Genomic DNA, 22,156 nt, shown 5'->3' with positions numbered 1-22,156 from the left:
GTGAATCACCCTCTCCGTCATTCTCTTCTTACCCATAACGTTTATACCCTAAATAATTCGAGTTGCATGAAGGCGGCAAGAGAGGGAATCCCGATGAGCTTACTCAGGTAAGTGATTCGGGTGAGTGAATGCAGCCAACGCGTATGCAGCTTGAAGTATGAAGGGGATATTCAGAGGAAAGGCATTTCCCCTTTTATAAATCTATGCGTACACTTTGTTAATTCTTTGCAGAAGGGACTATGCTGCTTTTATGTCGACATTTTATACCGTAATAAGTTGGTTACTGGTTTTTAGCTACTGGTTGCTGATCGCAGGTGTGACCTTGCGTATTCTGATGAAACGTCGGGCAGTGCCTTCAGCGATGGCCTGGCTACTGGTGATTTATATTCTGCCACTTGTCGGTATTGTCGCTTATCTTTCATTTGGCGAACTCCATCTCGGTAAACGTCGGGCTGAACGCGCGAGCAAAATGTGGCCATCAACGGCAAAATGGCTGCGCGAATTAAAGGAATATCGCCGTATTTTCGCGACGGAAAACAGTGAAGTCGCCAGCGCACTATTTCAGCTCTGTGAACGCCGACAAGGGGTTGGCGGCGTCAAAGGCAACCAGTTGCAATTGATGACCACATTTGATGACACCATTAAGGCGTTATTACGTGATATTGAACTCGCGCGTAATAACATCGAAATGGTGTTCTATATCTGGCAACCCGGTGGTCTGGTCGAGCAAGTCACGTCTTCCCTTATCTCGGCCGCACGACGCGGCGTACATTGCCGCATCCTGCTGGACTCGGCCGGCAGCGTTCAATTTTTCCGCCAACATCATCCCGAACTGATGCGCACCGCTGGAATAGAAGTGGTCGAAGCGCTGAAAGTGAATCTGTTCCGTGCTTTCCTGCGCCGCATGGATTTACGACAGCACCGTAAAATTATTCTGATCGACAGCCGCATTGCTTATACCGGCAGCATGAATATGGTCGATCCACGTCTCTTCAAGCAGGATGCTGGCGTTGGGCAATGGATTGACCTCATGGCGCGTATTGAAGGCCCGGTAGCGACTACCCTGGGCATCATTTACTGCTGTGACTGGGAGATGGAAACGGGCAAACGCCTGCTCCCGCCGCCGCCTGATGTTAACGTCATGCCGTTCGAACAGGAGAGCGGCCACACCATTCAGGTTATAGCTTCCGGCCCTGGTTACCCGGAAGAAATGATTCATCAGGCGCTGCTGACGTCCGTCTATTCGGCGCGTAAGCAATTGATCATGACGACCCCCTACTTCGTGCCCAGCGACGATCTGCTGCATGCCATCTGCACCGCCGCCCAGCGCGGGGTCGATGTCAGCATTATTGTTCCGCACAAGAACGACTCCGTACTGGTCGGCTGGGCCAGCCGTGCGTTCTTCACGGAACTGCTGGCCGCAGGCGTAAAAATTTACCAATTCAAAGACGGACTGCTGCACACCAAAAGTGTGCTGGTCGACGGACAGCTCAGCTTGGTCGGCACGGTGAATCTCGATATGCGCAGCCTGTGGCTGAATTTTGAAATTACGCTGGTGATTGACGATGCTGGATTCGGCAGCGACTTAGCCTGCGTGCAGGAAGACTATATCGCCCGCTCACGCCTGTTAAACGCGACGCAGTGGCAAAACCGTCCTTATTGGCAACGCATTGTCGAGCGGCTGTTCTACTTTTTCAGCCCCCTGCTATGAATCAAATTATTTAGGGCATACGCGTTTTGCCGTGTTTTAATAAGATCATTGGGAATTTACAGGAATCGCTTTATGGATTTGAATAATCGCCTGACCGAAGACGAAGCATTGGAACAGGCCTACGACATTTTCTTGGAACTTGCTGCTGACAACCTCGATCCAGCAGATATTCTGCTGTTCAACCTGCAATTCGAAGAACGCGGCGGTGCTGAGTTATTCGACCCCGCGGAAGATTGGGCTGAGCACGTTGATTTCGACCTGAACCCAGATTTCTTCGCTGAAGTCGTGATTGGGCTGGCCGAACAGGAAGGTGAAGAAATTACCGATATTTTTGCCCGCGTACTGATTTGCCGAGAAAAAGACCACAAACTTTGCCACATTCTGTGGAAAGAATAAGCCCTGTGGAAAGAATAAGTCATCTCGCCTAAACGTAAGGCGTCTCCCACAGGAGACGCCTTTTTACATTGGTAACGGATAAAACAAGCTACTGTGCTTCCGCTTCCGAGGCCGGTAGTAGCGCCTGCGGATCGACTTTCAGACACGAGACGGCGTGTGTAAAGCTCCCCTCCAGCAATGGCCGGGTTTTCGTGCACTCAGGGCCGACTACGGGACAACGAGTGCAGAATACGCAGCCCGATGGCGGATTGATCGGTGAAGGTAGATCCCCTTCCAGCAACTGTATCTTCTTGTTGCGTTCCTTATCGGGATCGGGAACCGGCACAGCGGACATCAGCGCACGGGTATACGGGTGCTGCGGGTTTTGATAGACCTGATCGTACGTTCCCAGCTCTACCGCATGACCCAGATACATCACCAACACGCGATCGGAAATGTGCTTCACTACCGATAAATCATGGGCGATGAAAATCAGCGACAGGCGCATTTCACGCTGTAGCTGACGCAGTAGGTTAACGACCTGAGCCTGAATAGATACGTCCAGTGCGGAAACTGGCTCATCACAGATAATCAGCTTCGGCTCCAGAATCAGCGCCCGCGCGATCCCAATACGTTGGCACTGCCCGCCGGAGAATTCATGCGGATAGCGGTTGATCAGGCTCGGCAGCAGTCCAACCTTCAACATCATGGTTTTCACGCGGTCTTTCACCGTCTGTCGATCAAGCTCTGGATGATAAACTTTCAACGGCTCAGCAATAATTTCGCCGATGTTCATACGCGGATTCAGCGATGCCAGCGGATCCTGAAATATCATCTGAATATCGTTACGCGTTGCGCGCCATTCAGCTGCGCTCATCCCCAGCAGATCTTTCCCCAGCCAGGTCACCCGCCCGTCCGTCGCTTTTACCAATCCGATAATAGCACGCGCTAGCGTAGACTTGCCGCAGCCGGATTCCCCGACCACGCCCAGCGTTTCACCTTCATACAAGCGCAGCGTCACACCATCGACGGCTTTCAGTTTTTTCGGCGGCTGCCAGAACCACTGCTTATCATCTCTGACATCAAAGTGGACTTTCAGATCGTCCACTTCTAACAACACCTTTTTCTCGTCCGCGTTGTTCATACCACCTCCTCAATCGCTCTAAAGCAGGCGCGCAAGCGGCCATCACCAAAAGATTCTAGCGCAGGTGCGCTATGGCAGACATCCATTGAATACGGGCAGCGCGGTTGGAACGGACACCCTTTCGGCAAGCGTAATAAGTTAGGTGGATTACCCGGAATGGTCGCCAACACGTCATCTTCTGCATCCAGACGCGGCACGGCATTGAGCAAGCCGACAGAATATGGGTGGCTCGGATGATAAAAGACATCGCGTGCAACGCCGTATTCCATGGTGCGCCCCGCGTACATCACCAGCACTTTGTCACAAATACCGGCAACCACACCCAGATCATGCGTGATCATGATGATGGCGGTATTAAACTCGCTCTTCAGCTCGTTCAACAGCGTCATAATCTGCGCCTGAACGGTCACATCCAGTGCCGTTGTCGGTTCATCGGCAATCAGCAACTTCGGCCGACACAGCAGCGCCATCGCAATCATCACGCGCTGACGCATCCCACCGGAAAATTCATGCGGATACATCTTCATACGCTTACGCGCTTCCGGCATTTTGACCGCATCCAGCATTTTGACCGACTCTTCAAACGCTTCACTTTTGCTCAGGCGTTTGTGCAGCATCAGTACTTCCATCAGCTGTTCACCGACGCGCATGTAAGGGTTCAGCGAGGTCATCGGATCCTGAAAGATCATGCTAATTTCTTCAGCACGCAGCTTATTCAGTTGGTTTTCAGGTAAATTGAGAATCTCTCTACCACGAAAACGCGCCGAGCCACCAATACGGCCATTGCGGGCCAATAGCCCCATCAACGCAAACGCAGTCTGTGATTTACCGGACCCAGATTCACCGACAATCCCCAGCGTTTCACCAGCATTGAGCGTGAAATTCAGGTCGTTAACCGCCGTCACGTCTCCATCCTGCGTTTTAAACGTTACCCGTAGATCCTGAACATGTAGCAGCGCGTCTTGCGCGCCAGTTAACTCAATTTTGCTCATGTTAATGCTCCTCAGCGATCTTTCGGGTCGAGGGCATCACGCAGGCCATCGCCGATAAAGTTAAAACAAAACAACGTGACAACAAGAAACGCCGCCGGATAGAACAGTAACCATGGCGACACTTCCATTGAGTTCGCACCATCATTCAGCAAAGCGCCCCAGCTGCTTAACGGCTCCTGCGTTCCCAAACCCAGGAAGCTCAGGAAGGACTCAAACAGAATCATGCTTGGCACCAGCAAAGAGGCATAAACCACCACCACACCGAGCACGTTAGGAACAATGTGACGCAGCACGATACCGCGCGTAGAGACACCGGAAACCATCGCCGCCTCAATGAACTCTTTACGTTTCAGGCTCAGTGTCTGGCCGCGCACGATACGCGCCATATCCAGCCAAGACACCATGCCAATGGCCACGAAGATCAGCAGCATGTTTTGCCCAAAGAATGTTACCAGCAGAATGACGAAGAACATGAACGGGAACGAATTGAGGATCTCCAGCAGACGCATCATCACCGAATCTACTTTTCCGCCCAAATAACCGGACATCGCGCCATACAGCGTTCCAACGACCACGGCAACCAGCGCCGCCGCGACACCCACCATCAGCGAGACGCGTCCACCGATGGCAACGCGAACCAACAAATCACGACCGGAGGAGTCTGTACCAAAATAGTGTCCGGACGTCATATCCGGCGCAGCTGACATCATTCCCCAGTCCGTATCGGCGTAGTCAAATGCAGACAGCAGAGGTGCAAAAATCACAAACACAGTAATCACAGCCAAAACAAACAGACTGGCCAGCGCAGCACGGTTATGGATAAAGCGCAGGCGCGCATCCTGCCACAAACTACGGCCTTCAATCTCAGCCTGCTCGGTGAAGTTCTCTAACGCTTCAACGTTTTTTCGATTCCAAAACATAACGCCTCCAATTAATAGCGAATTTTCGGATCGATAACAGCGTAGAGCACGTCAATGATCGCATTAAATAAAATGGTTAAGCCGCCGACCAGAATCGTCAAACTCAATACCAGTGAATAGTCGCGGTTCAGTGCACCGTTCACGAACAGTTGCCCAATACCGGGTAAACCAAAAATGGTTTCAATAACCATTGAGCCGGTAATAATCCCCACAAACGCGGGCCCCATATAGGAAAGCACGGGCAGCAACGCAGGCTTTAACGCGTGGCGCAGAACGATGCGACGCATCGGTAGCCCTTTGGCGCGCGCGGTGCGGATAAAGTTAGAGTGCAAAACCTCGATCATAGATCCTCGGGTAATACGCGCGATGCTGGCGATATAAGACAAAGACAGTGCCACCATCGGTAAAATCATGTATTTGGGTGCCCCGCCGTTCCAGCCACCGCCAGGTAGCCAACGTAGCGTAATGGCAAAAATCAGCACCAATAACGGCGCGACGACAAAGCTGGGAATAACCACCCCCGTCATGGCAAAGCCCATCACGGTATAATCCCATTTCGTATTTTGATTCAGCGCGGCGATCACACCCGCACTCACACCAAAAACAATGGCAAGAATGAATGCCGCGAACCCTAATTTCGCAGAAACTGGGAAAGATGTCGCGACCAAATCGTTCACGGAATAGTCTTTGTATTTAAAAGAAGGACCGAAATCACCCTGTACCAATTGCAGCAAGTAATTACCGTACTGCGTCAGTATTGGGTCGTTCAGATGATATTTAGCTTCAATATTCGCCATCACTTCCGGCGGTAAATTACGTTCACCGGTAAAAGGGCTGCCGGGTGCCAATCGCATCATGAAGAACGAGATGGTGATCAGGATAAGTAGCGTTGGAATCGCCTCTAAACAGCGGCGAAGAATAAATTTTAACATTGCTCGTACCTATAAAAGGCTGGCAGCACAGTTGCGTGCGCCAGCCATTATTATTAGTGCTTGATGATATAAAGATCTTTCACGTAAACATTATCTTGGGGATCTTTGCCCGTTAATCCACCAACATAAGGTTTCACCAGTCGGGTATTCGCATAGTAATAGACCGGTATGGTGACAGCGTCTTTATCCAGCTGTGATTCCGCCTGCTGGTAAACCGCAGCGCGCTCCTCGTCAGTTTTCACCTGCAAGGATTTCGCCACCAGTGCATCAAACTCTTTGCTCTTATAGTGCGAGGTGTTACTGCTGCTGTCGGACAGCATGCTGTTCAGGAAGGTTGACGGTTCGTTATAATCCGCACACCATCCGGCACGTGCAACATCATAGGTCCCCTGATGACGGGTGCTGAGGAAGGTTTTCCATTCCTGATTTTCCAGCTTAACGTCTACACCGATATTCTGTTTCCAGATAGAAGCTGCCGCGATAGCCATTTTCTTATGCAGATCGGAAGTGTTGTACAGCAGGCTCAGCGTCAGCGGTTTTTCTGCGGTATAACCCGCTTCGGCCAACAGTTTTTTCGCTTCTTCATTACGTTTGGTCTGTGACCAGGTGAACCACTCAGGTACTGATGCTTTCAGGCCATCGATATAGGGTGGTACAAAGCCATAGGCAGGAATGTCGCCTTGATTCTTCACCTTGTTGGTCAGAATATCCTGGCTCAGGCCCAGACGCAGCGCGTTACGTACGCGCACATCATTAAACGGTGGCTTCTGGTTGTTAACTTCGTAGTAGTAGGTACACAGGTACGGGTTAACCTTCACTTCATCCGGGATTTCTTTCTTCAGTTTTTGGAAGAGTTCGATTGGCAGATTATTGTACGTCATGTCGATTTCACCGCTGCGGTAGCGGTTAACGTCCGTCACTTCAGACGCAATCGGCAAATACGTCACTTGGTTAATCACAGTATGGGCGTTGTCCCAATATTGCGGGTTACGCTCCAGCACCATTTTTTCATTCACCACCCAACTTTTCAGCTTATAGGCACCATTACCAACCCAGTTTTGCGGCTGCGTCCATTTTTCACCGAATTTTTCAACAACGGTTTTATTGATTGGGGACATTGCGACGTAAACAGGCAGCTTATAGAAGTAAGGTACGGCTTCAGAAAGCGTGACCTCAAACGTATGGTCGTCGATCGCTTTCACGCCTAGCGTATCTGGGGATTTTTTACCGGCAATGATGTCATCGATATTCAGCAGATGACCATATTGCAGGTAGCTAGCATAAGGCGATGCCGTCTTTGGATCGGCCAGACGCTGCCAGCTGTAGACGAAATCCTGTGCGGTAACCGGCTCACCATTCGACCATTTGGCATCTTTACGCAGGTGGAATGTCCACACTTTAAAATCTTTGTTATCCCAGCTTTCCGCTACACCGGGGCTGGTTTTGCCGTTAACGTCAGAAATCACCAACCCTTCCAGCAGATCGCGCGATACGTTAGATTCCGGTACACCTTCGATTTTATGCGGGTCAAGGGATGAAACTTCAGCGCCGTTGTTACGAATCAATTCCTGTTTGTCTGCTAACTGAACGCCTGCGGGAACGGTCGCGGCGAAGGCAGAAACAGCCATCGTGCTACTTAATGCCGCGATAATAGCGGCAGCTACTCTTTTTTTAGTTGTGATGTGTGTCATTATTTTCTCCTGTAATGTTGTCGTGTTAGTTATCCCAGCACGATTCCTGAATGAGAGTCCTGTGAGAAGACGATTAATCGATTCGACTCACGACCCATTCCCACAGAGTAGGAATGGGTAACCAGAGATTAAACACCAAATTAATCGCTGCTCGCTCACTTCATTTGCATCAAACCGTAAACAGCGGCAGATTAATGCTTAATGATATAGAGATCCTTCACCCGTAAATTATCCAACGGATCCTTGCCGGTAATGCCACCGACATAGGGTTTTATCAGCCTGGCGTTCGCGTAGTAATAGACCGGTACAATGGCTGCATCTTTATCTAACTGCGATTCTGCCTGCTGATAAACTTGTGCACGTTCATCGTCCGTTTTCGCCTGAACAGCCTGAGCCATCAGCTTGTCGAACGCCGCGCTCTTATAATGCGCCGTGTTGTTGCTGCTATCTGACAGCATACTATTCAGGAACGATGTCGGTTCGTTATAGTCCGCACACCATCCAGCACGCGCGACGTCATAATTGCCCTGATGACGGGTGCTGAGATAGGTTTTCCACTCCTGATTTTCCAACTTCGCGTCGACGCCCAGATTCTGTTTCCAGATCGATACCGCTGCGATCGCCATCTTTTTATGCAAATCAGACGAGTTATAAAGCAAATTAAACGTCAACGGCTTATCTGCGGTATAACCCGCTTCCGCCAGTAATTTTTTCGCTTCTTCATTACGTTTCGCCTGTGGCCAGGTAAACCACTCTGGCGTATGCGCTTTCAGGCCGTCAGTAAAGGGTGGAATATAGCCATAGGCAGGAATGTCGCCCTGATTTTTAACTTTATTGGTCAATATGTCCTGATCGAGCCCCATGCGCAGAGCTGTACGTACCCGAACATCGTTAAATGGCGGTTTCTGGTTATTGATTTCGTAATAATAGGTGCAGAGATAAGGGTTGATGTTAACTTCTTGTGGGATTTCTTTTTTTAGCTTCTGAAATAGCTCGATGGGTAATTTATTATTGGTGACATCAATTTCCCCCGCACGGTAACGGTTAACATCCGTGACTTCTGAAGAAATCGGCAGATAGGTGACCTGATTAATCACGGTCTTGGCGTTATCCCAATATTGGGGGTTACGCTCCAGCACAAGCCGTTCATTCACTACCCAGGATTTAAGGCGATAGGCACCATTCCCCACCCAGTTTTCCGGCTGGGTCCATTTATCACCAAATTTCTCCACCGCTGTTTTATTTACTGGGGACATGGACGAGTGATTCAGTAATTTATAAAAGTAAGGGATCGGCTCGCTTAATGTCACTTCCAACGTATGGGCGTCGAGTGCTTTTACGCCCAGCGTATCGGGAGATTTCTTGCTGGCAATAATGTCATCAATATTCAACAGATGACCATATTGCAAATAGCTGGCATAAGGGGAAACGGTTTTCGGATCGGCCAGACGCTGCCAGCTATAAACGAAATCCTGTGCGGTAACCGGTTCGCCATTTGACCACTTGGCATCTTTACGTAAATGGAACGTCCAGACTTTAAAATCGCTGCTTTCCCAACGCTCAGCCACGCCGGGAATCGGGTGTCCATCCGGATCGGAAATTACCAATCCTTCATATAAATCGCGCGCGACGTTGGATTCCGGTACGCCTTCTATTTTATGCGGATCCAGTGATGACACCTCGGCGCCATTGTTTCTCACCAGAACCTGTTCTTTTGCCAGCTCAATACCGGCAGGTACATTAGCAGCCTGAACATTCACGCATGACGCCATCACTGCCGCGGCAATCATACTGGTAACAAAGCATCGTTTTGTTTTGCAAATTTTCACTTTATAAACGCCCCTGTCTGATACAACGCCATACCGGACTCTATGCGTAAAAATTGCCGTCACATAGAGTAGAAAAGAACGCCTATTATCCAAATAAATCATAAAATTAATTTATGGGTGAATGGCGGATAACAGGTCGAAACTCGAAGCTATCAAAAGCGGACACATTCGCCAATATTTTTACATTGATGTTGCTTAATTTTCTTTAATACAGCCCGATAGCTGTTTTATTGCAATAGAGTGACGCAATGATTAACCCCATGATAAACAATGCCTTTTATCTTTATTTGCAAATGTTTTTTAAATATTCAGCAATTTATGGATTTTGAACAAAAAAACATCGTAGTGGGTTTCATCATTTTCACAGCACAAAAATGATGACGCATGCTTACCTATCCGCGTCATTATCTGATCGGAATGTTATTATTTTAACAATTTTATTACTAACCATACGCGCCGATAGCGTTCTGCTTCTCTGCTATAGACGGCACGTAAAATAACTAACCCGATTAAGATATAAGCAATATTTATACGAATACGTTTTACTCGAACGGATAGACCCTATTCTACAAACAAGTCGAACTCGTCAGTGATTCCGATAACTATCTGTATCACCGCCGTCAATTCTGCCCCCCTACCACTCCATTTTAGGTAGAAAAGCCCCTACCTTTACCTTCCTAATGATATTGATTATCAATATCACATTGCTGAATGGTGTCAGCTTAAAGAAAGTTCGATGTTGATCACAAAAAAGGCACCCACAAATAGGTATGCTCATTCCATACCGTAGTGAACACGTAAATCCTCTTAATTTTGGCTTATTTTCAAAACAATATTTCAAAAATTTACGGTATCGACGGTTACAGTATTTTAAAAAGCTGCAATCGCGCCATAACGGCGTCTGACAAGCTCTTTGAGTCAATTAACGTGAGATAGATAGGAAAGAATAGCCTGGTAGCGGAAACGTACCCCGCTTGTTTATCTATACTGTTCTATCCGGCGAACAATTGACTGAAAGAGTTTAACATTTATCAGGAGAGCATTATGGCCGTAACCAACGTTGCTGAACTTAACGCACTGGTCGAAAGAGTTAAAAAGGCACAGCAGGAATTTGCCACTTACACTCAGGAACAAGTGGACAAGATCTTCCGCGCTGCCGCACTCGCTGCATCGGATGCCCGTATCCCGCTGGCAAAAATGGCGGTTGCTGAATCCGGTATGGGGATCGTGGAAGATAAAGTCATCAAAAACCACTTCGCATCCGAATACATTTATAACGCCTATCAGGATGAAAAAACCTGTGGCGTCCTCTCTACTGATGACACTTTCGGTACTATTACCATTGCAGAGCCTATTGGCCTGATTTGCGGTATTGTTCCCACCACCAACCCCACTTCTACCGCGATTTTTAAAGCGCTGATCAGCCTGAAGACTCGTAACGGGATTATCTTCTCTCCCCATCCACGTGCAAAAAATGCGACCAATAAAGCCGCAGACATTGTACTGCAAGCTGCGATTGCCGCTGGCGCCCCGAAAGATATCATCGGCTGGATTGATCAACCGTCCGTCGATTTATCCAACCAACTGATGCACCACCCAGATATCAACCTGATTCTGGCTACCGGCGGGCCGGGTATGGTGAAAGCGGCATACAGCTCAGGTAAACCGGCGATCGGCGTAGGTGCAGGTAACACCCCCGTTGTTATTGACGAAACGGCGGATATTAAGCGTGCCGTTGCCTCTATCCTGATGTCGAAAACCTTCGATAACGGCGTCATTTGTGCGTCAGAACAGTCAGTCATCGTGGTAGACAGCGCCTATGATGCCGTACGTGAGCGTTTCGCCACCCACGGCGGCTACATGCTGAAAGGCAAAGAACTTCATGCCGTACAAGGCATTCTGCTGAAAAACGGCTCACTGAATGCCGACATTGTGGGCCAGCCAGCACCAAAGATCGCTGAAATGGCGGGTATCACCGTCCCTGCGAACACCAAAGTGCTGATCGGTGAAGTGACGGCCGTTGATGAATCCGAACCGTTTGCCCATGAAAAACTGTCTCCGACGCTGGCGATGTACCGGGCGAAAGACTTCAATGACGCCGTCATTAAAGCGGAAAAACTGGTGGCAATGGGTGGCATCGGTCACACATCCTGCCTGTATACCGATCAGGACAATCAGCCAGAGCGTGTAAATCATTTCGGGAATATGATGAAAACGGCACGTATCCTGATTAACACGCCGGCTTCTCAGGGTGGTATCGGCGATCTCTACAACTTCAAACTCGCTCCGTCTCTGACACTGGGCTGTGGCTCATGGGGCGGAAACTCCATCTCCGAAAACGTCGGTCCGAAGCACTTGATCAACAAAAAAACGGTAGCCAAGCGAGCAGAGAATATGTTGTGGCATAAACTTCCTAAATCCATTTACTTCCGTCGTGGCTCACTGCCTATCGCACTTGAAGAAGTCGCATCCGATGGTGCAAAACGCGCATTTATCGTGACTGACCGCTTCCTGTTCAATAATGGCTACGTTGATCAGGTAACTTCCGTACTGAAACAACACGGACTGGAAACCGAAGTTTTCTTTGAAGTTGAAGCTGACCCGACACTGAGCATCGTGCGCAAAGGCGCGGAACAAATGCACTCCTTCAAGCCCGATGTGATTATTGCACTGGGTGGCGGTTCTCCGATGGATGCTGCGAAGATCATGTGGGTGATGTATGAGCACCCTACTACACACTTCGAAGAGCTGGCGCTGCGCTTTATGGATATCCGTAAACGTATCTATAAGTTCCCGAAAATGGGTGTCAAAGCCAAGATGGTGGCGATTACCACTACATCCGGTACTGGTTCCGAAGTCACGCCATTTGCCGTGGTGACCGACGATGCAACTGGACAGAAATATCCGTTGGCGGACTATGCGCTGACCCCAGATATGGCCATTGTTGATGCCAATCTGGTGATGAACATGCCGAAATCGCTGTGTGCCTTTGGTGGGCTCGATGCCGTAACCCACTCGCTGGAAGCCTATGTTTCCGTGCTGGCAAATGAATATTCAGACGGACAGGCGTTACAAGCGCTGAAACTGCTGAAGGAAAATCTGCCGGACAGCTACCGTGACGGTGCGAAAAACCCGGTTGCCCGTGAGCGCGTGCACAACGCCGCGACGATTGCGGGTATCGCGTTTGCCAACGCCTTCCTCGGCGTCTGTCACTCAATGGCGCATAAACTGGGCTCGGAGTTCCATATTCCGCACGGTCTGGCTAATGCCATGCTGATCTCGAACGTGATTCGCTATAACGCGAACGATAACCCGACCAAACAAACAACGTTCAGCCAATATGACCGTCCGCAAGCTCGTCGTCGTTACGCTGAAATAGCCGACCACCTACGTTTGACTGCGCCTAGCGACCGTACTGCACAGAAAATCGAGAAATTACTGAACTGGCTGGAAGAAATAAAGACCGAACTGGGGATCCCAGCGTCCATTCGTGAAGCGGGCGTACAGGAGGCCGATTTCCTGGCTAAGGTCGATAAACTGTCAGAAGATGCGTTCGACGATCAGTGTACTGGTGCTAACCCACGCTACCCGCTGATTTCTGAATTGAAACAGATTCTGCTGGACACTTACTATGGTCGTAAGTTCTCTGAAGAGGTAAAAACGGAAACCGTTGAACCTGTAGCAAAAGCCGCCAAAACCGGCAAGAAAGCCGCACATTAACGCGTCAGCTGTTACTGCCTTATAGTTTAGTTCACTACAATGCCCAACCCTTTTAAGGTTGGGCATTTTTATTACACGCACAGGCATCAATGCGCCGTTTATTAATCATCCCGCCAGCCGGATATTTAACCGCCTTACACGCTTTCCTTACGGGTTAATCCCAGCGCAATTTTATAATGTTTACGACACACGGAAACATAACTCTCATTGCCACCAATAACGACCTGTTCCCCTTCATGGACGGCATTACCCTGAGCATCTAACCGCAATACACAGTTGGCTTTACGGCCGCAATGACAGACCGTTTTTAACTCAATCAGCTTATCTGCCCACGCTAATAAATAGTGACTTCCGGAAAACAAATCACCACGAAAATCAGTACGCAGCCCGTAACACAATACCGGGATATCTAATTGGTCCACGACATCGGAAAGCTCGTTCACCTGCTCGCGGGTTAAAAATTGACATTCGTCAATTAATACACAATCTACGGGCTGAGTACGGTGCTCTTTCTCCAGCAGTTCAAATAAGGATGTCTGCCGATTAAACAATAATGCTGGGGAAGAAAGACCGATCCGTGAACTGACTATCCCTACACCATGCCGATTATCTATTTCTGCGGTGAACACCAGCGTGCGCATCCCGCGTTCCTGGTAGTTATATGACGACTGCAATAGTGCCGTCGACTTCCCTGCATTCATTGCAGAATAATAAAAATAAAGTTGGGCCACTTAACTACTCCAAACACAGGCTATATGATCGTCGTGTCGTAAAAACTTATTGTAACAACTCGCCTTCACGCTGTGCAATGGGCTATTCCCGACCACATCTTGTCCACTCGGCCGCCACTGGCTGCCCATTACGATAAAAGATATAAAAATTCCTTATAACAACGACGCGCGTCAATAAACCATTCACTGTCGTTTGAGGTAGAAAAACGGCATACAAAATGTATTTTTTTGATAATAGGAAAGTATTTATATTTATGTAACATACGATGTGATATCTGTTTTAAAAATGATGTTTTTTAACAAACTTACAAATTTGACTATTGCAGAAAGGAAAATAGCACTCTATTATCACACTACACGCCACCAATAATATTAATTTGAGATTATCACAATGAGCGAAGCACTAAAGATTCTTAACAACATCCGTACTCTGCGTGCCCAGGCAAGAGAATGTACCCTCGATACGTTGGAAGAAATGCTGGAAAAACTGGAAGTCGTGGTTAATGAACGCCGCGAAGAAGATAGCCAGGTTCAGGCTGAAGTTGAAGAACGTGCGCGTAAATTGCAACAATATCGCGATATGCTGATTGCAGATGGCATTGACCCTAACGAATTATTGCAATCTTTAGGTTCAGTGAAAGTTGCAGGTAAAAGCAAACGCGCTGCCCGTCCGGCAAAATATCAATACATTGACGAGAACGGTGAAGCTAAAACCTGGACTGGTCAGGGTCGTACTCCAGCAGTAATCAAGAAAGCAATCGAAGAGCAAGGTAAATCTTTAGATGATTTCCTGCTGTAATTGTTTATAAGTACTGAATATTGAAAACCCCCGATAGCTAGCTATCGGGGGTTTTTCTTTATAACGCGTCTTGCAAAGAGAAAACAGATATGTCGCCGTTTTAGGCTGCCCTCTGTTTCTGTAAACAGAGGGCAATTATTACATCCTGTTATTTTTCTTCTGCGTCAATCGCTTCCTGCAACCATTGCGCGAACTCTTCGCCTAAACCATCATGACGTAAGCCATATTCCACAAATGCCTGCATATAGCCTAATTTGTTACCACAGTCATGGCTCACACCTTTCAGGTGATACGCTTCTACTGTTTCTTTTTCCATCAGCATCGCAATAGCATCGGTTAACTGAATTTCATTACCAGCGCCTGGTGGTGTTTTCTCCAGCAGAGACCAAATATCCGCTGAGAGTACATAACGGCCAACAACAGCTAAATTAGACGGCGCTTCGGAAGCTTTCGGTTTTTCAACCACACCAACCATAGGTGCGCTATCCCCTGCTTTTAATTCCACGCCTTTGCAATCAACCACGCCGTAGCTACTTACATTCTCAACCGGCTCAACCATAATCTGACTGTGACCTGTAGTAGAAAAACGCTGTAGCATTTCGCTCAGGTTATCTTTCTTCAGATCGGATTCATATTCATCAATAATCACATCCGGCAGAATAACCGCGACTGGCTCATCCCCGACTAGCGGGTGCGCGCACAATACGGCATGGCCCAACCCTTTCGCTAATCCCTGACGGACTTGCATAATGGTGACGTGTTTAGGGCAGATGGATTGAATTTCTTCCAACAGCTGACGTTTAACACGCTTTTCCAGTATGGCTTCGAGTTCAAAACTGGTATCGAAATGGTTTTCGATGGAATTCTTAGAGGAGTGCGTAACCAGGATAATTTCATTAATCCCTGCGGCGATACACTCATTAACGACATATTGGATCAGCGGTTTATCTACCAACGGCAGCATTTCTTTAGGAATGGCTTTGGTGGCAGGCAGCATACGCGTACCTAATCCAGCAACCGGTATGACCGCTTTTTTTACTTTTTTATTCACAATAGACATAAACAGCCTCTTATATACCGTTCAAATAATGAACTTTATTTATCTAATCAAGATAACCGGAAGAGTATAACTTCTTTAACAAGGGCACGCTTGTCCCAACGTTAGCGTTCAATAAAAATAAGATAACTCCCTACATAGTAGGAAATAAAGAATAGTACCGAAAGAGAGGTATTACCCGAAACCAGCGCCCACCTCGTTCTATAAGATTATTCTGTAGCCAACATGAGCCGTAAACGACCGCCGCCCCCCCATATCTGACACTGCCACGCTTCGCATTGATAATTTAGCTGGTTGAGATAAGCGCCTTCAAGCGTTCCTAAAGGGATACCGCTATTCAATGCTATTTGCTGCTCGTTAACATTCAACGTCGCGTTTAACCCAGCGGAAATCAGTATCAGCTGTTTTAATTGCCGATGGTAATATCCCACAAGCAAAGGAAAACGACCGTCTAGGCTCGCCTGTCGCAGCAGCTGGTTTACCTGCTTTAATAACGTCGGCAGATACGGTAAACGATGTTGCTGATCGGCCAAATGCTCCTGAAGTAACCCGTTAAACAAGGTTCGAAGCAGTAGCGCCGCCAGCGTCCCATTATTATTGACGCCCTGAGTGACATCCAGGCAATAGAACGCTAGCTCTGTCTCCGAAAGCGCGGCAATATCCAGCACCAGCCCCGGTTGTTCGGCGGTCGTCAACTGACGGTAGTTAACACGGCAGCGAGCAAGCGTTTGCTGAACGGGCGGTTGCAACTGAGCGAGCAGTTTAGTTACCGCTTCAGGAGATTGATTAAGGGAATCCATATCCTGCATCAGCTGATCCATCTCATTCAACTGTGAGGTGAACATGTCGGGATAGAGGCAGGACATAACAGCCTCACGCAAACGTGTGTAATCACGAATCGGTTTCAGCAATACATCCTGGACACCAAGGCGCAAGACTTTGGCGATATCCGCCATCTGGCTGGTCGCAGAAATGACAAGTATTGGCGTGTCGTTATCCTTCAAGCGCAGACATTCAAGGAATTCAATGCCTCCCATGGTCGGCATCTTCAGATCGCAAATCATTAAATCGGGTTGGTAATGTTCAAGAATACTTAGCGCATCTAATCCATTAACCGCCTCCTGAACTAAAGCGCCAAGAGAAGTCAGATAACCAGCGAGCACAGATCGAAAAACGGCCTCGTCATCAATGACTAAAATATGCTTACCCGCCAGTGGTTGTTCCATCAGTACCCCTTACTTCAAACACCGAATAATCACATCTGCTTTAGCGTCAATGCGCCGGATAGACGGCACACTATATTTTCTTCACACGTATGTCTTCTTCACACCATGTTTTCTTTACCACGTGTGTGCTTAGCTACACGTATACGCTCTTCACTATGCCTCTTTCGCTAGCGGCAACAATTCATCACGCATCTTTTCCACCGCCTTATAGCCCGCATCGATCGCCTCCTGCGCCCGATGAAAATCTAACGTAGCAATCTGGGGACAATGCGGTTGCAGCAGTACGTCGGGCGGATCGCCCGCCATCCGCGTCATCTTCAATCGATTTTCAAGAATCTGGATCGATGTGCTCATTATCTCCATTGCCGTTGGCGAACTTTCTGCTGGATGACGTCGACCACGCAGTAAACGTTCCCGAATCCTACTACGCCAATCTTGTGGAACATTCTCCACATCAATGTCCGACGCCGTCGGTTTGATCGATAGCAAATCCTGATGATTAAGACTCGCGTCGTGCTGGAGATCAACCGCAATCACGATGTCAGCTCCCATTGCCCGCGCCAGAGAAACGGGAACGGGATTAACCACCGCCCCATCCACCAACCAGTAATCGTTAAATCTAACCGGGGATAGCAGACCTGGCATACTGCAAGACGCTCGCATAGCCTGATGTAAATCGCCTTCTGTCAGCCAGAGTTCACGACCAGTACTAAGATTTGTCGTCACCACGCCATACTTGATATCACAGTCTTCAATCTGTGTTGTATGTAACAAATGTTTCACACTGTTAAAGACGCGATCACCACGCAATAAACTGCCGCGCTGCCAAGAGAGATCCATCAGTCGAATCACATCCCAGTAACCAAAACTTCTCACCCAGCGATCCATTGAGGATAAATTGTTTGTGGCATACGCTGCACCAACCAACGCGCCGATAGAACAACCGGCTACAACATCGACCTCGATCCCCATTTCAGTTAACGCATTCAATACACCAATATGCGCCCATCCTTTCGCGGCCCCGGACCCCAAGGCTACTCCAATTTTTTTCCGTTGCATGATTGATCCACCTGTCTTCATTTTAGCGCACATTGCTACACGTAGAGTTTCTTAGGTAACATATCGGCATCCTGCATAGGGATCTGTTTATTATCTATCAATTTTTATCTTAAATTTTCTTCAGGAGACATCGTGTCTGAATCTTGCCCCTGTTGCAGTGGGTTGCAGTATAACGCATGCTGTCAACCCTACCTCACGCACGCCGCCACAGCGGCCGAACCTGCCATATTAATGAGGTCGCGCTATACCGCCTACGTCAAGCACGATGTCGATTACCTTATCGCTACCTGGCATCCCGACCTTCACCCCGAGAAATGGCGCGAGTCTCTCACTGAAAGCTGCCAGAATTCACAGTGGCTTGGCCTCACTATACTGGCAACATCTCCCGGGAAAATGCCCGATGAAGGTTATGTGGAATTTGCCGCGCGTTATATATCGGAAATCGACAGCCAGCGCACAGAAGTGATGCGAGAGCGCTCACGCTTCCTTCGCCAGCATAATCGCTGGTACTATATAGACGGCGTTCATTTGCAGACAGGCAGAAATGAACCTTGCCCGTGTGGTTCCGGCAAAAAATACAAAAAGTGTTGCGGACAATAGAACACAGGCAGTCGCCCACGCGGCCTTACCGCTGCGTTACCATAAGATCGTTATTCTAGTTTTTCGACAGGATCTACACGCTCATGCAATCCCAAAATATACAAAGAAAAGTATTACGAACCATTTGCCCCGACGCAAAAGGGCTCATCGCGAAAATTACGAATATTTGTTATAAGCACGAACTGAACATCGTGCAAAACAATGAGTTTGTCGATCATCGCACTGGACGCTTTTTCATGCGGACCGAGTTGGAAGGGATTTTCAACGACACCACGCTGTTAGCCGATCTAGATAGCGCACTTCCAGAAGGATCGTCTCGCGAATTAACCGCAGCAGGCCGTCGTCGCATCGTCGTTCTGGTAACGAAAGAAGCTCACTGCCTGGGCGATCTGTTGATGAAGAGCGCGTATGGCGGTCTGGATGTCGAAATCTCTGCCGTCATCGGCAACCACGATACGTTACAGACGCTGGTCGAGCGGTTTGATATTCCTTTCCATTTGGTTAGCCATGAAGGGCTGACTCGCGAAGAGCACGATCAACAGATGATCGCGCAGATCGATCAATACAAACCTGATTACGTCGTGCTGGCGAAATACATGCGAGTTCTGACTCCGGCGTTTGTTCAGCACTATCCAAACCAAGTGATCAACATCCACCATTCATTCTTACCCGCCTTTATCGGTGCCCGCCCGTACCATCAGGCATATGAGCGTGGAGTGAAAATCATTGGCGCGACAGCCCACTACGTCAACGATAATCTGGATGAAGGCCCAATCATCATGCAGGACGTCATTCACGTCGACCATACGTACTCGGGTGACGACATGATGCGTGCAGGCCGCGACGTTGAGAAAAATGTCCTAAGCCGGGCGCTGTATCGCGTGCTGGCACAGCGTGTTTTTGTCTACGGGAACCGTACCATTATTCTGTAATTGGTTGATCGGACATCTTTTTGTATAAGGATGCGCCGAACGGAATAAAAAAACGGCAGGCACATTTATTTTTGATATATACCGCTTTACAGGGGCGTGTCATTTGATATGATGCGCCCCGCTTGAAGTGAAAGCTTCTTGCAGCAAGGCCAGTGGTGGGGTTCCCGAGCGGCCAAAGGGAGCAGACTGTAAATCTGCCGTCACAGACTTCGAAGGTTCGAATCCTTCCCCCACCACCATTTCAAAGCAACACTTCTGAACTACATCCCAACACCAAAGCATCAAATTCCCATCAGGGGAAGGTGAGAACCTTCGACCAAGGTTCGACAAAACCGGTACGGTTTTGAGCAACGCTTAGCGTTGACCCGCAGCGTGAGGTGCGAAGCGCCGAATTATCCTTCCCCCACCACCACTTGCACCACTAATCAGCACAATATTATGGATGGGGAAAAGTTACCCTTACGCCTTCCCTTTCCAGCGTCCAGGAACATAAGAGAACACGGGAAGCTGCCATGACCAGCGAATTGCTGCCAATCGCACAGCCAGACCGATAGTGAATGACGCCAGCAGGTTAATATCGTGATTGATATTAAGCGATTTCAGACCCAGATATAAAAGTGCGACGAGAAGCGAGACGCTGGCATACAGCTCTTTCTTCAACACCATTGGCGTACGGTTACAGAAAATATCACGTAATATGCCACCGAAAATCCCGGTCACAATCCCCGCCATGACAACTACTGTCATCGAATAATTCAGCTTCAGCGCCACATTGCACCCAATAATGGTAAAAGCAATTAGCCCCATCGCATCCAGTACCAGAAAGAGACGATGCAAATGGTGCATAAAACGCGCAATGATAATCGTGAAAAGACCTGCACCAATGGTGAGGTAGGTATAGCCGGGATGCTGCGTCCAGCCGATGGGGTAATTACCGAGAAGAATATCGCGAACGGTACCACCGCCAAGCGCGGTGATAAAGGCAATCATGCCTACGCCAAAAATATCCATATTACGACGCCCGGCGGCTAGCGCCCCGGACATCCCTTCGGCTGTAATTGCGATCAGATAGATGTAAGTCAGCACACAAGTTATCCTGTGAAATGTGCCACTCCCTCTGTCCGCTTTACCTGAGAGTTTACGCAGCAGAGCTGCTTGCCCCTTCGGTGGGTTGCATCGCAACCTCTCTCCAGTTGGCTTCAATGGAATTCGCAGTTAGGGTAGCCTGAGCGATTATGGGAGTTTGCGCCTTCGGCGGAGCGTTATACTTTATGCCAACGTACATGTAGCTTGAAGTATGCTGAAGTACACGCCCTCTCTCCTGCGAGGTGCGGAGTATAACGGTCGATAAGCCTCGTGTTCAACTGAATATAAGTGAATCTTATTTTCAACGATTTTCATCTGCCTCACCCGTCACTAAAGCCATAGCAATAAGCCTATCAACTCAATCCGAAAGCGCAGCCTCGCCGTGACGCCACGCGCCATTTTCTGCTACCATCTGGTCACATTTTTTAGCGAATGGCAGCGAACATGAAAGTTGTATCTTTTAATATCAATGGCCTGCGGGCGCGCCCTCATCAGTTGGCCGCCATTATCGAACAACACCAGCCGGATGTAATTGGGTTGCAGGAAACGAAAGTCCACGATGACATGTTTCCGTTAGAGGATGTCAGCCAGTACGGCTACCACGTTTATTATCACGGACAGAAGGGTCACTACGGCGTCGCGCTGCTATGTAAAGAGAAACCCCTTGCAGTCCGTCGCGGTTTCCCAACAGATGAAGAGGATGCGCAACGTCGGATCATCATGGCGGACTTCGCCACCGAGCACGGTACGCTTACAGTAGTAAACGGGTATTTTCCGCAAGGAGAAAGCCGCGACCATCCGGTGAAATTCCCCGCCAAGACGCGCTTCTATCAGGATCTACAAACCTATCTGGAACAGCACCACAGCGCGACACAGCCGCTGATTGTGATGGGTGATGTCAATATCAGCGCTACCGACTTGGATATCGGTATCGGCGAAGAAAGCCGCAAGCGCTGGCTACGCACCGGTAAATGTTCTTTCCTACCGGAAGAGCGTGAGTGGATGGCGCGTTTGCAAGGTTGGGGGCTCATCGACACCTTCCGTGCAGCCAATCCAGAAAGTAACGATCGTTTCTCGTGGTTCGACTATCGCTCTTCTGGATTTGATGACAACCGCGGTTTGCGCATCGATCTCATTCTCGCCAGTACCTTCCTGGCCGAACGCTGTGTCGCCACCGGGATTGATTACGATATTCGTGGAATGGAAAAACCTTCCGACCATGCGCCGATCTGGGCGGAATTTACGCTTTAAAAAGAGTGGGTGGTAAAAATGACACCACCGCTGGGCATCAAAGCTACAGCGGTGATTAACATCAACAGTCGTGCCGAATATAATATTTTCTTAATTTACGG

Annotated in this window: 18 protein-coding genes, 1 tRNA gene, 1 other RNA gene and 1 riboswitch; of the genes, 9 read left to right on the top strand and 11 right to left on the bottom strand. The window is 48.7% G+C overall.

The window, feature by feature from the left end:
- Positions 1-250 precede the first annotated feature (250 nt).
- Both cls and DCX48_02240 read left to right on the top strand, forming a co-directional pair.
- On the top strand, positions 251-1,711 hold the full coding sequence (gene cls / locus DCX48_02245; GenBank protein QXE13431.1) for a cardiolipin synthase: 1,461 nt from the start codon (positions 251-253) through the stop codon (positions 1,709-1,711).
- Positions 1,712-1,783: 72 nt separating this feature from the next.
- Positions 1,784-2,107 (top strand): DUF440 family protein, encoded by a 324-nt coding sequence (locus DCX48_02240; GenBank protein ID QXE13430.1) that lies wholly within the window; start codon positions 1,784-1,786, stop codon positions 2,105-2,107.
- 88 nt (positions 2,108-2,195) lie between these two features.
- Here DCX48_02240 and DCX48_02235 read toward each other — a convergent pair whose 3' ends face one another.
- From DCX48_02235 to oppA (DCX48_02210), 6 genes are all read right to left on the bottom strand, one after another.
- On the bottom strand, positions 2,196-3,230 hold the full coding sequence (locus DCX48_02235; GenBank protein ID QXE13429.1) for an ABC transporter ATP-binding protein: 1,035 nt from the start codon (positions 3,228-3,230) through the stop codon (positions 2,196-2,198).
- Complete coding sequence (locus DCX48_02230) at positions 3,227-4,222, bottom strand: ABC transporter ATP-binding protein (GenBank protein ID QXE13428.1); 996 nt, start codon at positions 4,220-4,222, stop codon at positions 3,227-3,229. Before DCX48_02230 ends, DCX48_02235 begins: the two co-directional genes overlap by 4 nt.
- A gap of 11 nt (positions 4,223-4,233) precedes the next feature.
- The gene (oppC, locus tag DCX48_02225) at positions 4,234-5,142 is read right to left on the bottom strand and encodes an oligopeptide ABC transporter permease OppC (protein QXE13427.1); all 909 of its coding nucleotides are present in this window, start codon (positions 5,140-5,142) and stop codon (positions 4,234-4,236) included.
- An 11-nt stretch (positions 5,143-5,153) separates the two neighbouring features.
- Positions 5,154-6,074: an oligopeptide ABC transporter permease OppB gene (gene oppB / locus DCX48_02220; GenBank protein QXE13426.1), complete on the bottom strand. Its 921-nt coding sequence runs from the start codon at positions 6,072-6,074 to the stop codon at positions 5,154-5,156.
- Between the two features lie 53 nt (positions 6,075-6,127).
- Positions 6,128-7,765 (bottom strand): oligopeptide ABC transporter substrate-binding protein OppA, encoded by a 1,638-nt coding sequence (oppA, locus tag DCX48_02215; GenBank protein ID QXE13425.1) that lies wholly within the window; start codon positions 7,763-7,765, stop codon positions 6,128-6,130.
- A gap of 191 nt (positions 7,766-7,956) precedes the next feature.
- Positions 7,957-9,648: an oligopeptide ABC transporter substrate-binding protein OppA gene (gene oppA / locus DCX48_02210; GenBank protein ID QXE17124.1), complete on the bottom strand. Its 1,692-nt coding sequence runs from the start codon at positions 9,646-9,648 to the stop codon at positions 7,957-7,959.
- A 990-nt stretch (positions 9,649-10,638) separates the two neighbouring features.
- Between oppA (DCX48_02210) and adhE the strand changes: the two genes are divergently transcribed.
- A complete protein-coding gene (gene adhE, locus DCX48_02205) occupies positions 10,639-13,314 on the top strand; it encodes a bifunctional acetaldehyde-CoA/alcohol dehydrogenase (GenBank protein QXE13424.1) in 2,676 nt (891 codons plus the stop codon).
- Between the two features lie 134 nt (positions 13,315-13,448).
- Here the strand turns inward: adhE and DCX48_02200 are convergent, their stop codons facing one another.
- Positions 13,449-14,045 carry a thymidine kinase gene (locus DCX48_02200; protein QXE13423.1) on the bottom strand — a complete coding sequence of 199 codons (597 nt, stop codon included), beginning with the start codon at positions 14,043-14,045 and terminating at the stop codon, positions 13,449-13,451.
- A gap of 391 nt (positions 14,046-14,436) precedes the next feature.
- On the opposite strand from DCX48_02200, the gene DCX48_02195 reads away from it, so the two are divergent.
- Complete coding sequence (locus DCX48_02195; GenBank protein ID QXE13422.1) at positions 14,437-14,844, top strand: DNA-binding transcriptional regulator H-NS; 408 nt, start codon at positions 14,437-14,439, stop codon at positions 14,842-14,844.
- Positions 14,845-14,992: 148 nt separating this feature from the next.
- Here the strand turns inward: DCX48_02195 and galU are convergent, their stop codons facing one another.
- From galU to rssA, 3 genes are all read right to left on the bottom strand, one after another.
- A complete protein-coding gene (gene galU / locus DCX48_02190) occupies positions 14,993-15,904 on the bottom strand; it encodes a UTP--glucose-1-phosphate uridylyltransferase GalU (protein QXE13421.1) in 912 nt (303 codons plus the stop codon).
- A gap of 206 nt (positions 15,905-16,110) precedes the next feature.
- Positions 16,111-17,127, bottom strand: coding sequence for a two-component system response regulator RssB (rssB, locus tag DCX48_02185; protein QXE13420.1), 1,017 nt, complete (start codon positions 17,125-17,127; stop codon positions 16,111-16,113).
- A 153-nt stretch (positions 17,128-17,280) separates the two neighbouring features.
- A complete protein-coding gene (gene rssA / locus DCX48_02180; GenBank protein ID QXE13419.1) occupies positions 17,281-18,186 on the bottom strand; it encodes a patatin-like phospholipase RssA in 906 nt (301 codons plus the stop codon).
- Between the two features lie 132 nt (positions 18,187-18,318).
- On the opposite strand from rssA, the gene DCX48_02175 reads away from it, so the two are divergent.
- The 4 genes from DCX48_02175 (at position 18,319) to DCX48_02160 (ending at position 20,130) form a co-directional block, all read left to right on the top strand.
- Positions 18,319-18,786 carry a YchJ family protein gene (locus DCX48_02175; GenBank protein QXE13418.1) on the top strand — a complete coding sequence of 156 codons (468 nt, stop codon included), beginning with the start codon at positions 18,319-18,321 and terminating at the stop codon, positions 18,784-18,786.
- Between the two features lie 83 nt (positions 18,787-18,869).
- A complete protein-coding gene (purU, locus tag DCX48_02170) occupies positions 18,870-19,718 on the top strand; it encodes a formyltetrahydrofolate deformylase (GenBank protein QXE13417.1) in 849 nt (282 codons plus the stop codon).
- A 154-nt stretch (positions 19,719-19,872) separates the two neighbouring features.
- Positions 19,873-19,957, top strand: a tRNA-Tyr gene (locus DCX48_02165).
- A 43-nt stretch (positions 19,958-20,000) separates the two neighbouring features.
- A non-coding RNA gene (locus DCX48_02160) (RtT sRNA) lies at positions 20,001-20,130 on the top strand.
- Between the two features lie 47 nt (positions 20,131-20,177).
- Here DCX48_02160 and DCX48_02155 read toward each other — a convergent pair.
- Positions 20,178-20,804, bottom strand: coding sequence for a trimeric intracellular cation channel family protein (locus tag DCX48_02155; GenBank protein ID QXE13416.1), 627 nt, complete (start codon positions 20,802-20,804; stop codon positions 20,178-20,180).
- 21 nt (positions 20,805-20,825) lie between these two features.
- A riboswitch (glycine riboswitch) is annotated at positions 20,826-20,921 on the bottom strand.
- Between the two features lie 327 nt (positions 20,922-21,248).
- On the opposite strand from DCX48_02155, the gene DCX48_02150 reads away from it, so the two are divergent.
- On the top strand, positions 21,249-22,055 hold the full coding sequence (locus DCX48_02150) for an exodeoxyribonuclease III (protein ID QXE13415.1): 807 nt from the start codon (positions 21,249-21,251) through the stop codon (positions 22,053-22,055).
- Positions 22,056-22,156: the final 101 nt, after the last annotated feature.

Origin of the sequence: Pectobacterium atrosepticum (assembly GCA_019056595.1) — a bacterium.
In the GTDB taxonomy this organism is placed as follows: domain Bacteria; phylum Pseudomonadota; class Gammaproteobacteria; order Enterobacterales; family Enterobacteriaceae; genus Pectobacterium; species Pectobacterium atrosepticum.
This window is presented reverse-complemented; position numbering and strand designations above follow the sequence as displayed.